At 65.3% G+C, this 12,936-nt stretch carries 12 protein-coding genes and 1 other RNA gene; 3 read left to right on the forward strand and 10 right to left on the reverse strand.

Features of this window, described 5'->3' with window-relative positions:
* Window positions 1-2: 2 nt before the first annotated feature.
* The 4 genes from rsmH to BLU32_RS13020 form a co-directional block, all read right to left on the reverse strand.
* Entirely contained in the window at window positions 3-1,043 is a 1,041-nt protein-coding gene (rsmH, locus tag BLU32_RS13005) for a 16S rRNA (cytosine(1402)-N(4))-methyltransferase RsmH (RefSeq protein WP_093807578.1), read from the reverse strand.
* Window positions 1,040-1,501 (reverse strand): division/cell wall cluster transcriptional repressor MraZ, encoded by a 462-nt coding sequence (locus tag BLU32_RS13010; protein WP_093807580.1) that lies wholly within the window; start codon window positions 1,499-1,501, stop codon window positions 1,040-1,042. The genes rsmH and BLU32_RS13010 overlap by 4 nt, the downstream gene beginning before the upstream one ends.
* 520 nt (window positions 1,502-2,021) lie before the next feature.
* Window positions 2,022-2,417: RNase P RNA component class A (gene rnpB, locus BLU32_RS13015), an RNA gene on the reverse strand.
* Between the two features lie 10 nt (window positions 2,418-2,427).
* A complete protein-coding gene (locus BLU32_RS13020) occupies window positions 2,428-3,936 on the reverse strand; it encodes a PLP-dependent aminotransferase family protein (protein ID WP_093807582.1) in 1,509 nt (502 codons plus the stop codon).
* Window positions 3,937-4,047: 111 nt separating this feature from the next.
* Between BLU32_RS13020 and BLU32_RS13025 the strand changes: the two genes are divergently transcribed.
* The gene (locus BLU32_RS13025) at window positions 4,048-4,758 is read left to right on the forward strand and encodes a pyridoxamine 5'-phosphate oxidase family protein (protein ID WP_093807584.1); all 711 of its coding nucleotides are present in this window, start codon (window positions 4,048-4,050) and stop codon (window positions 4,756-4,758) included.
* On the forward strand, window positions 4,758-5,396 hold the full coding sequence (locus tag BLU32_RS13030) for an FMN-binding negative transcriptional regulator (protein WP_157727665.1): 639 nt from the start codon (window positions 4,758-4,760) through the stop codon (window positions 5,394-5,396). The genes BLU32_RS13025 and BLU32_RS13030 overlap by 1 nt, the downstream gene beginning before the upstream one ends.
* A 6-nt stretch (window positions 5,397-5,402) precedes the next feature.
* Here the strand turns inward: BLU32_RS13030 and BLU32_RS13035 are convergent, their stop codons facing one another.
* From BLU32_RS13035 to BLU32_RS13050, 4 genes are all read right to left on the reverse strand, one after another.
* Window positions 5,403-5,900 (reverse strand): lytic transglycosylase domain-containing protein, encoded by a 498-nt coding sequence (locus BLU32_RS13035; protein ID WP_197673608.1) that lies wholly within the window; start codon window positions 5,898-5,900, stop codon window positions 5,403-5,405.
* A gap of 213 nt (window positions 5,901-6,113) precedes the next feature.
* Window positions 6,114-6,875, reverse strand: coding sequence for an N-acetylmuramoyl-L-alanine amidase (locus tag BLU32_RS13040; protein WP_093807590.1), 762 nt, complete (start codon window positions 6,873-6,875; stop codon window positions 6,114-6,116).
* A gap of 75 nt (window positions 6,876-6,950) precedes the next feature.
* Window positions 6,951-7,649 carry a DnaJ family molecular chaperone gene (locus tag BLU32_RS13045; RefSeq protein WP_093807592.1) on the reverse strand — a complete coding sequence of 233 codons (699 nt, stop codon included), beginning with the start codon at window positions 7,647-7,649 and terminating at the stop codon, window positions 6,951-6,953.
* A 206-nt stretch (window positions 7,650-7,855) separates the two neighbouring features.
* Window positions 7,856-9,271: a lyase family protein gene (locus BLU32_RS13050; RefSeq protein ID WP_093807594.1), complete on the reverse strand. Its 1,416-nt coding sequence runs from the start codon at window positions 9,269-9,271 to the stop codon at window positions 7,856-7,858.
* A gap of 150 nt (window positions 9,272-9,421) precedes the next feature.
* On the opposite strand from BLU32_RS13050, the gene BLU32_RS13055 reads away from it, so the two are divergent.
* On the forward strand, window positions 9,422-11,578 hold the full coding sequence (locus tag BLU32_RS13055) for a bifunctional diguanylate cyclase/phosphodiesterase (RefSeq protein WP_208976880.1): 2,157 nt from the start codon (window positions 9,422-9,424) through the stop codon (window positions 11,576-11,578).
* Between the two features lie 22 nt (window positions 11,579-11,600).
* Here the strand turns inward: BLU32_RS13055 and BLU32_RS13060 are convergent, their stop codons facing one another.
* Together BLU32_RS13060 and BLU32_RS13065 are read right to left on the reverse strand one after the other, a co-directional pair.
* Complete coding sequence (locus BLU32_RS13060; RefSeq protein ID WP_208976881.1) at window positions 11,601-12,143, reverse strand: winged helix DNA-binding protein; 543 nt, start codon at window positions 12,141-12,143, stop codon at window positions 11,601-11,603.
* Between the two features lie 68 nt (window positions 12,144-12,211).
* Window positions 12,212-12,934 (reverse strand): aspartate/glutamate racemase family protein, encoded by a 723-nt coding sequence (locus BLU32_RS13065; RefSeq protein WP_093807596.1) that lies wholly within the window; start codon window positions 12,932-12,934, stop codon window positions 12,212-12,214.
* Window positions 12,935-12,936: the final 2 nt, after the last annotated feature.

A 12,936-nucleotide genomic window follows, 5' to 3' on the forward strand; every position in this document is an offset into this window, starting at 1 on the left:
CCCTATCCTTCCGCCTGCTCGAGTGAGGCAAGGCGCGGAACGCCGAGATTGTCCGGCATGTCGGATCGCGCCGGCGCATCGGTGCGCAAGCCCGCCCGCAGCCGCGCGGAGCGCGAACGCGGATTGTCGCGGATCTCGTCGTCCCCCGCCTCACGCGCGCCCTTGAACACAAGCTCGAAGGTCGGCGGTGGCACATCGGTTTCCGGCAGATGACGCGAGCCACCAGAACGGGTGCGGATGCGGTCGGCGAGGAAGCGCTTGACGATCCGATCCTCCAGGCTGTGGAAGGTCACGACAACCAGACGCCCGCCGGGCGCGAGAATTCGCTCGGCTGCCGCCAGCGCATCGACGATCTGCTCCAGCTCGCGGTTCACATACATGCGCAGCGCCTGGAAGGTGCGCGTCGCCGGATGGATCTGCTTGCCCTTGAACGATCGCCCGACAACCTTGTCGACAACCGCCGCCAGATCCGCCGTCCGCGTGAACGGGGCCTCGGCACGACGGTCGCAGATTGCGCGCGACACGGATGACGCCCGTTTTTCCTCGCCCAGAATGCCGATCACCCGCGTCAGGTCGCGCCGCGGCAGGAAATTGGCGACATCCGCGGCGGACAGGCCTTTTTGCTCCATGCGCATGTCGAGCGGCCCGTCGTTGCGAAACGAGAACCCGCGCTCCGCCTGATCGAGCTGCATCGAGGAGACGCCGAGATCGAGCACCACACCCTGAACGTCCGCAAGGCCGAGCGCGCGCACATGCGCGTCAAGGTCGGAAAACCGCCCTTCCACCAGATCAAGGCGTCCGTCGGCCTCAACCACCAGCGGCACCCCGCCGGCAATCGCATCGGGATCGCGGTCGACGGCAACGACCCTTGCGCCTGTGTCGAGGATCGCGCGGGAGTAGCCGCCGGCACCGAAGGTGCCATCGACGATCGTATCGCCGGGCTTCGCCGCCAGCGCGTCGAGCACTTCCGCCAGAAGCACCGGCACATGCGGTCGTTTCGTGATGCTGCCCGAAATGTCGGGTCGGGTTGCCGCAGCCATCATGCCGCACTCGCCGTCTTTGCCGATTGCTTGGCCAGCACGTCCATGGCGCGCTTCATGGCATCCGCGCGATGCGCCCGAAAACGCTCCGGCTCCCATATCTGAAACTTGTAGCCTTGCCCGACGAAGGTGACCTGATTGTCGAGACAGGCATAATGACGCTGCTCGTCGCTGAGCATCACCCGCCCGTCTCCATCGATCTTCAGGGTTTCGCTGGCGCCGTAAAAGGCCGTCGACAGGGCGTCGTGATCCTCGGTCAGCGTGGCAACGCCGAGCAGACGCTTCTCGATTTGGGCAACGAGCTGATTGCCGCCGGCATCGATCGCCGGATGATGCGGCGACGGAAAGCAGTAAAGGCCCTCGAAACCGTCGCGAACAAGCGCCTGACGAAAGGGCGCAGGGACGGAAACGCGCCCCTTGGCGTCGAGCCGATTGGTGTAATGCGACACGAAGCCGGCCATTCGTTCTCTCGCCCCACGATCGGGCATTCGATGCCCGACTCCAGCCAAACTCCCACTCACCGGACAAACGGATGACGTGCACCGCAGCGGATCCCGTTGCGGTCGGGACAACTCCCCGATCCGTTGTTAGCCTTTGACCCGTCGCTTCACTTCGAAACGGGATGATTTGGGATAGCATGGGACCTCATGGGCGTCAATGGAATCCAATGGTTTCAGCCCCCTCCCCACGGCGTGTGACGCACCGTAAAACAGTTATCCACGGTTAAGCTTAAGAATGAGTTGCGAAAAACAAAATGCCGCGTGCGGCGCACAAATCCGCAATTCCGGAGACAAGAACGCGATGCTGCGATGCAAAACGGTCCACAGATCGCGCCGGCGCTTTCGCAACCCATGACGTTTTCGGCGCGCGCGCCGACCCGCATCGCATCGAGCGGTCCGGGACGGAGTGGGCCGGGATGGCATGGGACGCTGTGGCCGCGCTTGCCGCGACGCGCCGGACGGACGATTGCTTGCAGGAAAGAGTGTCAGTCGGCCTCTAAGCCGGGTTCTGTATGGCGCGACGCAAGCGCCGCACGCGACGACCATTCATCTGGGACGTTCGTTGCCGAACGCCTCACGCAACCTACCCGGACGACTGGCCTGGAAACGGGCCGGAACCCGAAGGTCCCCCGTCGCCCCTATTCGGTTTTGCTCCCGGTGGGGTTTACCGTGCCGCTTCCGTTGCCGGTCGCGCGGTGGGCTCTTACCCCACCCTTTCACCCTTGCCGTGGCCTGGGCCATGGCGGTTTGCTTTCTGTGGCACTTTCCCTGGGGTCGCCCCCGCCGGGTGTTACCCGGCACCGTTTTTCCGTGGAGCCCGGACTTTCCTCCCCCGCGACGTTTCCGTGCTTGCGGGAGCGACCGTCCAGCCGACTGACCCGCGACACCTAGGGGTCGCCCGCGCGCCGGTCAAGCGACCGTTTCGCCGGCGGTTGCTTTTCAACCGCCCGCTGCTCGTCGAGCCCGGCCGCGACCGCCTCGGCACACGCTTCGGCATCCGCCCTCGTTGCAGCGGCAAAGCCGATCACCAACCCGCGTGTCGCCGCCTCCAGCGCATAGGCCGACAGCGCCGCAACGCCGAAACCCCGTGCGTTCACGGCAGCCGCGAGACGCCTGTCATCGACTTCCTGGTCAAGACGTGCGGCAAGCTGAACGCCGCCCGACGGATCGGCCACCTGCACCCGATTGCCCAATACGGCGCGCAAGGTCTCCGCCAGATACAGCCCGCGTTCACGATAAAGCGTGCGGATTCGCTTGAGGTGCGCGCGGTAGTGTCCGCCGTCGATGAAATCGGCGAGCGCTGCCTGCGGGATCGCCCCGGCATAAAGGCCTGCGGCGCGCTGCGCGGCGGCGAGCGGCCCGACCAAGTGTGGCGGCACAACCATATAGGCAAGCCGCAGACCGGGGATCATGCTCTTGGCGAAGGTCCCGAGATAGATCGCCTCCTCACCGCTCGAGAGCCCCTGAAGCGCGGCCACGGGCCGGCCTTCGAAGAGGAACTCGCTGTCGTAATCGTCTTCCAGCACCACCGCCCCGGTGCGGCGCGCGGTTTCCAGAAGCGCGAGACGACGCGGCAACGGCAGACGCGCGCCCATCGGATACTGGTGCGACGGCGTCACATAGATCAAACGCGGCGGGGGCGCATCCTGTCCGGTCATCGCCGCAATGTCGGCACCGTGGTCGTCAACCGGCAGTGGCGCGATGCGTAAGCCGGCGGCTGTGAAGGCGGCTCGGGCGCCGAGATAGCCCGGATCCTCCAGCCAGACCGTCTCGCCCGGATCGGTCAGGCAAGTGGACAGCAGCGACAGGCTGGCCTGGGTCGACGGCGTGATCAGGATCGTGTCGGCCTGCGCACGCACCCCGCGCTCCGCCGCAAGGTAGCGCGCCAGAACCTCCTTCAGGACCGTGAGCCCCGAGGGTTGATCATAAAAGAGCCCGGTCGCCGGGATCGTCCGCGCGGCACGGCGCAGACATCGGCCCCATGCGTCGCGCGGAAAACAGCCGAGCGCCGGCGTGCCGGGTTGAAGCCGGCCGTTCGCCCCCTTGGCGGTCGCCGCCCAGGGACTGGAGGCGAAGAGAACACCGCGCTTCGAAAGCGCCGGACTTTGCACGCGCGCACCGTTGCGGGGCGGCGCCGGCGACGAGGGAAGCGTGTCGGCGATCCGGGGCGCTGCGCCCGAGCGCACCGTCACAACCCCTTCCGCGGCAAGCAATTCGTAGGCCGCCGTCACCGTGTTGCGCGAAACCTCGAGCGCAGCGGCGAGCCGGCGGCTCGACGGCAGCTTTCCACCCGGCGGCAAACGCCCGTCGCCGATCGCCGCGCGCAATCCCCGATAGATCTGCTCCGACAGGGGAACGGCGCTGTCGCGCGACAGGTACAGACCCGCAGTCTCCATGAACCGGCACTTCCAAAATATTAAAACTGGAACTTTTCAGGAGCCACTTTAATGACACACTCCGCCTGCCCACGCAAAGGCGATGACCGGAAAGGATCAGGGAAAGACATCATGAACGAGACACCGACACCCGCAGCTTCCGCAGCGCAGCCCCCGTCACATGCGAGAGTTCGCGCCCGCAAGCGCGCGGTCTTTCTGGAGGCCGATGCATGGGCCGTGCTGGACCAGGCCGCCGTGTCGCATGTCGGCTTCATCGACAATGCGCGCCCGATGGTGATCCCGATGATCCATGCGCGCATCGGCGACACGCTCTATCTGCACGGAGCCAAGGCAACCCGCATCGTCAAGCGACTGGGCGCGAGCGTTCCGGTCTGTCTGACGGCGACCGTGCTCGACGGTCTGGTTCTGGCGCGTTCGGCCTTTCACCACTCCATGAACTACCGCTGCGTCGTGGTCCACGGCATGGCGCGGGCCGTAGCCGACGCGCGGGAAAAGCATGACGCGCTGGTCGCCCTGACCGACCACCTTCTGCCGGGTCGCTGGGACGAGGTGCGGGAAATGAGCGACAAGGAAGAGCACGCAACCGGCGTGATCGCCCTCGACGTGGAGCACATGACGATGAAGCGGCGCGAGGGCCCGCCCGTCGATGACGCGGATGATTACGCGTTGCCGATCTGGGCCGGTGTGGTGGACATTGCCGAACGGGTTGGGGCGGTGCACCCTGACGCGGCGCTTGACGCATGCGTGCCAAGACCCGCGTCGCTCGACGCCTTCATGGATGCACGCGGCGAACCGGCCAAAGTTCGGGGGGACGAAACCTGATGTATACGATCGAAGCGAGCCGGATCACGGACCGCGCGGTTCTGGTCGAGGCTATCGGCGGGATCCGGCTGGCCGCCGTGTTCACCGGCGAGCACGGCCTCAATTGCACGCAGGTGCCGATGGTCGTCGACGAGGCGGCCTCCGGCGGCCTTCGGTTGCGCGGCCATGTCGCCCGCGCCAACCCGCACTGGCGGGCTATCGGCAGCGGAACCCCGGCGATTGCGCTCTTCCAGGGACCGCATGCCTATGTGTCGCCCGGCTGGTACGAAACCAAACGGGAGACCGGCAAGGCGGTTCCCACCTGGGCCTATATCGCCGTGGAGGCGCGCGGACGGCTCACCACCATCGACGATCCGTCGGAGCTGCGGGCGATGCTCGACGCCCTCACCGATCAGAACGAGGCCGGCCAACCAGCGCCCTGGACGGTGGCCGACGCACCGGCGGATTATATCGAGCGAATGATGCGCGGAATCGTCGGCATCGAGATGCAGGTGGAGGCGCTCGACGGGGTCTGGAAGCTCAACCAGGCCAAGAGCGCCGGCGATCGGGCCGGCACCGCACGCGGACTTTCGGAAGCATCACGGGAGGAGGCCCGCGCCTTGGCACGTCTTGTCCCGACGGATCCGCCCGACAGGTGATTCCGCTTAGCTGTCGAGCAGGCGCTTGACCTTGGTGCAGTACCGGCGGCTGACCGGGTTCATGCGCTTGGCGTAGTGGCCGGCGTTGTAGCGCAGGATCGTGCCGCAAAGATCGCCACCGGCGCGCTTGTGGGCACCCGCCAGATAGCTCATGCCGTATTTGATGTTGGTCTTGGGATCGTAGAGCGCGCCGGACTTGCCGCGAAAACCTTCGCCGCGGGCCGTCCTTGGCTTGATCTGCATCAGCCCGATCTCGCCATGCCGGCCGCGCGCCTTCGCATTGTAGTTGCTTTCGACTCGCACGATGGCATGGGCAAGGTCTGCCGGGATGCCATGTTTTTTTGCCTCGGAACGGATCATCGCATCGTATTTCTGCGCCTTCGCACCGGCTTCCAGGATCGCCGGATTGACCGTCGTCGTGGACACTGCCGAAGATTGGCAGGCGCCGGCGGCGAGCCCGAGGAAAAGCGCTGCGATGAGTTTCGTGCGGTTTGCAATCGTCATGTACCCGACCTTCAAGAGCATTCGTCGTCGTTGTGAGGGCGGGGGTATGACGGCGGGGTGCGACCAAAATCCGGCGGCAGAATTCACGAAATGTTACGCAGAAATTGACGAAATTGCGTGAAAAACTGCCGCTATTCGACTCTGTGGCGACAATCCGGCACGAACTTCACGACAACGCGGCAACGGCTTGTCCGCTCTTTGCCGCGCCTCGGCTCACGCCGAAGCGGGACGGTTCTGCAACAGTCTGTGAAGCGTCGTGATGGTCGACATGTCGGCGATGCCATCCACCCGCTCAGGACGGAAATGACGCTGGAACGCGGTCACCGCCAGGCACGTTGCCCTGTCGTAATTGCCGTCGATGGCAACCTCATAGCCGAAGAGCGCCAGCATCGATTGCAACGCCTCCACCGGCTGACCGCTGTCGCCTTCCTGAAAGAAGCGGCCGCCGGAAATCGGCTCCGGCTCCAGCCACTGGCCAACGCCGGCGCGCGCGAGAACATCCCAGGGAAACAGCTCGCCGGGATCCTCCTTGCGCGCCGGCGCGACGTCGGAATGCGCCAGGATGCGGTGTGCCGGGATGCGGTGCCTCCGGCATATGTCGAGGCCGAGTGCCGCCACCATCTGGATCTGCGCCGGCGGAAACGGCCGATAGCCGTTTTCGTGGCCGGGATTGACGATCTCGATGCCGATCGAGCGAGCGTTGATGTCGCGCGCGCCCTGCCAGAAGGAGACGCCGGCATGCCAGGCCCGCCGCGCTTCCGGCACGAGTTGGTGCAACGTGCCGTCCTCTTCGACGACATAGTGCGCCGAGACCTCGGCGCGCGGGTCGCACAACCGTCCGATGGCCTCCTGCGCGCCGGTCATGCCGGTGTAATGCAGGATCAGCATGTCGACCGCGACGCCTTCGGCGCGCGCGTTGTGGTTCGGCGAGGGGCGCAGCCGCGCGGGAAGGGTCGTGTCCGTCTTCAGGCTCATGTGCGTTCCGAAACGAGGTGTTGTCCGCGCCGCGATAGCGCCGGACGCCGACGCTGTCCAGCGGGGCATGAAGGATTACAGGCCGCGCTCGGCGGCGATCTTGGCATAGGCGCCGTTCAGCGCCGCCAGACGGTCGCTGGCGATGCGCACGAATTCCTCCGGAACGCCGCGCGCCACCAGCCGGTCGGGATGGGTTTCGGTGACAAGCTTGCGATAGTGACGCTTGATCTCCGCATCGGACGCCTCCGGAGCGATGCCGAGCATGACGTAAGGATCCGCGCCGTCGCGCGTGTGGCGGGCGAGGATCTGGTCGAAGGCACGCCCGTCCAGCCCGAAGATCTCGGCGACCCGCCGCAGATAGGCCACCTCGTGCTCATGCACCACGCCATCGGCCTTGGCGATGTGAAACAGCACATCGAGTATGTCGATGCGAATATCGGATTCTTCGGGAAAGAGCGCCGCCAGGCGCTCCGCATAGGTTTCGAACCCGGCCACATCCTGTTTGGCGAGGTTGAACAGCCGCGCGACATTGCGCTCCTCGCCCTCGGGAATGTCGAAGACGTCGAGGAAGGCGATTTCCTCCTCGCCGGTGACGACGCCATCCGCCTTGGCCATCTTGGCGGAGAGCGCGATCATTGCAACGGTAAAGGCGACGGAGCGGTCCTCGCGCCCGTCCCCGGCCGTGACGATGAACTGCACGATGCGATCGACGACATGAATGCCGCCGGCACCGATCTGGGCAGCGACCGCGCTGATACGGGACCAGATGCTCACGACGGCCCGCCCCTACTCACTCGGATGCGCGGCGAGCGCGCGCCGGCGACCGGCCGGCGCAGTCGCGCCGTGATCCATGGAATACGGCGCAGGTCCAGCCGGATTGTCACGTCGCTTCATGAAGATTGCCCCGACTCGCGATTTGGCGTTCTTCCTGCCTGATAGCACAGCTTCACGCTTGGGTTGAGACCCGCCGGAACCGTTCTTCAGGATGGCCCCGGTGCCGGCATCGCCCCGGTCATCGCGCCGGCATCCACGATCCGGTCGAATGTCGCCGCGTCGACATGGCCCAGCGCCAACGCCGCCTCGCGCAAGGTGGTGCCCTCGTGATGGGCGTGATGGGCGATTTCCGCCGCCTTGTCGTAGCCGATCTCGGGTGTCAGCGCCGTCACGAGCATCAACGAGCGCGACACGGTTTCCTCGAGACGCGCGGCATTGGCATCCGTTCCGGCAATCGCAAATTTGGTGAAATGCTCCATCCCGTCGGCAAGCAGCCGGCTGGCGGTAATCACATTGTAGCCGATCAGCGGCTTGTAGACGTTCATCTCCAGCAGCCCGCCGGCGCCGGCCATGCCGGTTGCGGCATCCAGCCCGCAGACCTCCAGCGTGAGCATCGCCAGCGCCTCGCACTGGGTCGGATTGACCTTGCCCGGCATGATCGACGATCCCGGCTCGTTTTCCGGCAGCAGCAATTCGGCAAAGCCCGCGCGCGGGCCGCAGGACAGGAGACGAATGTCATTGGCAATCTTGTGAAGCGAGACGGCCAGCGTGCGCAGTACCCCCGAGGCCATGACCATGGCGTCATGTGCGCCCATCACCGTGAACTTGTTGGCCGATGCACGAAGCGGCAGGCCGGTTTGCCGCGCCAGATCCTCTGCAACCATCGAGTCGAAACCGTCCGGCGCGTTCAGGCCGGTCCCGATCGCCGTCCCGCCGATGGCGAGCGGCATCAGCCCGTCGCGGGCGAAGTCGAGCCGCAACAGATTGTCGTCGAGCATCCCGGCATAGCCGGCAAACTCCTGTCCCAGCGTCATCGGCACGGCGTCCTGCATGTGCGTGCGGCCGATCTTGACGAGCCCCGCCCAGCCGTCGGCCTTGTCGCGGAGGCTGTCGCGCAGGAGGCGGACCGCCGGGATCACCCGCGTCTCGATCATTGTCGCCGCCGCAAGATTGAGCGCCGTCGGCACAACGTCGTTGGAGGATTGCGAGCGGTTGACGTGGTCGTTGGGATGAACCGGATCCTTGGTTCCGAGCGTGCCGCCGGCCATCTCGATCCCCCGGTTGGCGATCACCTCGTTGACGTTCATGTTGGCCTGGGTGCCGGAGCCGGTCATCCACACGCTCAAGGGAAACTCGCCGTCATGGCGGCCGTCGACGATTTCCTCTGCCGCGGCGGCGATCAACCGCGCCTGCTCATCGTCCAGCGTTCCAAGGCGCACATTCGCACGCGCGGCAGCCGCCTTGATCCGCGCAAGCGCATGGATGATCTCGATGGGAAAGCCCTCGCGCCCGATCGCGAAATTATGCCGGGCACGTTCCGTCTGCGCACCCCAGTATCGGTTGGCAGGCACCTCGACGGCGCCCATGGAATCCGTCTCCCGGCGGCTCGGTTCCGTGTTCATCGCGATCTCCTTGCTGTGTGTTGCGGTGGCGCCGGCTCAAAAACAAACGTGAAACGCGCCAGCGGGTCTCTGGTTCGATTCAGTGTCTGGAAACTTCCCCCTGTCATAGTTCCGCAGGTTCGCAGTGACCTCCCGTCCGGGGGAGACAGGATGAAAGACGTGCGGAATTTCAGGAAGCTGGCGGGAGTTTTCGCCGGATTTATGATCGTGGTGGCCTTTGCGGGCGCAATCCATGGCGCAAACCTCTGGTTTTCCCACTCCCTCTACGCCCGCGACGCGATGGATGCGGCAAGGCGCTTCGACCGCGAACTCCAGGACTATATCAAGACCGCCGGAGGCAGCCAGGCGGAGGAATCGGCGGCCAGCACAGGCCTTCGCTCATCCATCGACACCTGGGATACCACGGCCGCCGGGGACGCTAAGCCCTATTTCGCACCCGCGAAGCTTGAATTCCTGATCGACGAATTCATACGCCATCTCCATACGCATGACGACATGCAAGTGGAATCCTTGGTCTGGTTCGGCAGCGGCGGTGCGAGAGACGCCCTCGACCACCGTCGGGAGGGAGCCCTCCCGCTTGGCGTTACCGGGAGCGAAACCACGCCGGCGCCGAATATCGTTCCGCTGCTGAAAGAGACGCTGGCAACGCGAACGCCGGCAATCAGCATCGCCGACAATCTGATCGGCCCACCGAGCGACCCGAGCCTGATCGCGCTGCCGATTCTCAACGGGCCGAATGTCGCCGGCGCGCTTGTGCTTGTTCACGATCAGGCGAGGACCGGGGTCTTCCTGACGGAATTCCTTCGGTTGGGACTGGCAATCATGATTGCGCTTTGCGCCACCGCGATGCTGCTTGCCAGTTTCTTCGTCTGGGTGCGTTTCCGCGACCGTTTGAAGGACAGCCAGACGATCCAGTTTCTCGCCCATCACGATGCGCTCACGAGCCTGCCCAACCGAACGGTCTTCGCCACCAAACTCAACGAGGCCCTGCGCCTTGCCCATGCCAAGGCAACCAACATCGCCGTGATGCTGATCGACGTCGACAAATTCAAGCAGATCAACGACACGCACGGGCATGCTGTCGGCGATCTGTTCCTGCAGGTCATCGCGGACCGCCTGCGCTCCGTTTTCGGAAATCATGTCGTCGCACGGCTGTCGGGCGATGAATTCGCGGTGCTGATCGCCGTCGACACCGACCGCAAGGCACTGACGCGCCTCGCCGCCACCATGATTGAGGCCACCCGTACTCCGACCCGCATCAGCGGAAAGGACCTGCAGATCTCGCTCTCGATCGGCGTCGCACAGGCCCGCGAGGCAACCTGGCGGGCCTCCCGTCTGCTTCACTGCGCGGACCTCGCCCTCTACCGGGCCAAGCACTCCGGCCGCTCGACATTCAAGTGGTACTCGCCGGATATGGACGCGGAAGCGCAACAGCGCAAGGAACTCGAGGGCGATCTGCGCAAGGCGCTCAAACAGGACGAGTTCCGCCTGCTCTATCAGCCGCAGTTCACCTTGTCCGACCTGCGGCTGTGCGGCTACGAAACGCTGCTGCGCTGGGAGCATCCCGAAAAGGGCACCATCTCGCCGACGGTTTTCATCCCGATCGCGGAAGAAGCGGGCCTGATCGAGGAAATCGGGTCCTGGGTGCTGCAGCGGGCCTGTATGGAAGCCGCCGCCTGGACGGATTCCTCCCTGACGATTGCGGTCAATGTGTCCCCCGCGCAATTCAGTCCGGGAAAGACGGAAGACCGTGTCGCCCTTGCGCTCGAGGCCAGCGGGCTCGACCCCGGTCGTCTGGAGATCGAGATCACCGAAAGCCTGCTGATCTCCGATACCGAAGCGGTGGTGAAGACGCTGACCCATGTGCGGGAAATGGGCGTTTCGATTGCCATGGACGACTTCGGCACGGGATTTTCCAGCTTGAGCTACCTGTCGCGCTTCCCCTTCGACACAATCAAGATCGACCGCTCCTTCGTTGCAACGCTCGGCAAGAGCCGCACGACCGATGCCGTTGTTGCCTCGATCGTCGGTCTTGGCCGGTCGCTCGGGGTCATCATTACCGCAGAAGGCATCGAGAACGAGCACCAGGTCACGCTGCTGCGTGCCACCGGATGCGACAAGGTTCAAGGCTTCCTGTTCGGGCGTCCGATGGATCTCACCGAAAACGATCCAGCCACCGCGCAGGCGCGCCGGCCGGAGCAGGAAACCGTTTCCGGCACGTTGCTGGAACTGGAGCTGGAGCTGGAAGACGACGAACGCGAGATGGCGGATCAGGACACGAGACCCGTGACAACCCAGGTCGCCTGATCGCGCACCGACGGCGGCCGACCTACATGGCGGCGGCCGCGCGCGCGGCCTGGTCGTAGTGGCCGGACACGGACCGCAGCATCGCGGCAAGACGCGACAGCTCGACCTCATCCATTCCCAGATCCTTGACCGGCCCGACCAGAAGCGCCTCACGCAACTGCCGGTACTCCATGCAGATCGCCTCGCCCTCCGACGTGATCGCAACGGTCTTTTCCTTGCCGCGGCGACCGGTCTCGACAAGCCCGGCCGTTTGCAGCTTTTTCAGCGCATAGGTAACGGTATGCGTGTCCTCGATGTTGAGCACCAGACAGATGTCCGCCAACGATTTCGGCCGCCCGCGGTGATTGACCGAATGCAGCACGAGCGTGTCGAGCGGGCTCATGCCGGGCGCGCCGGCGGCGGACATGCAGCGCACCATCCAGCGGTGGTAGGCATTGACCATCATGGTCATCGCAAATTCGACTTCGGAAAGCGCGGGCATCGCGCCGGACGCGAGGTGGGCGGCGGACACCACCGGCCCGACAGTGCGACTCGGGCCATCGGCGGTTGGGAGCGGATCTGACATCAAGCATCGACCTCGATAGCGACGGGCCGACAGGCTACGGCAGGAGACGCCGCAAGGGCAACCGGCGATCAGGTCGCCGGCACGGGAAACCGTCCGGGCGCCAATCCGGCGTGGAACCAATTGACGAAACTGACAATGGAATAGACGGGCAGTCCCGTGACCTCCGCGATATCGGCCGCATAGGGTGCCATGTTGGTGCATTCCAGCACGATCGCGCCCACCTCCGGATGCCGTCCGACCAGCTCGCGTGCGGCAAGCACATTGTCGGCGCGCGCCGCCTCCACGTCGAAATCGGGCGCATTGTCCAGAATCGCGCGGGTGAAGACGCGGCCCGCTTCCGTCCCGCCGACCGGCGTGTCGCGCGCGCAGCCGGCGGCATCCAGATGCGCGCCCGTCAGCGCCGACGAGGAGATGGTGAGAATGCCGCACCGCCGGCCCGGCGGCAATAGCCGGTCGACGAAGGGCACCTGCATCAGCGAGGACGCGGCGACCGGCACGCCGAGCGCCGCCTTCAGATCATCCTGAAACAGCGACAGCAACCCGCAGGACGTGGTAATGCCGCCGACCCCTTCCCGCACGAGCGCGCGACCGGCGGTCACAAAGGCGTCGAACAGGCCCTCCGCTTGTTCCTCGACCACCCGTGTCGGCGAAGCCTGAGGCACGACGGCATAGCGCACGGGAAACGGGAAACTCTCCGGGTTGCCGATGTCACCGGGGATGCGCGGAAACCGCGTGTCGAGCATCAAGATACCGACAGCGGGTCGCAGGGTCTGGCATGTGGGGACGGTCATTC

Source organism: Stappia sp. ES.058 (assembly GCF_900105595.1).
GTDB lineage: Bacteria > Pseudomonadota > Alphaproteobacteria > Rhizobiales > Stappiaceae > Stappia.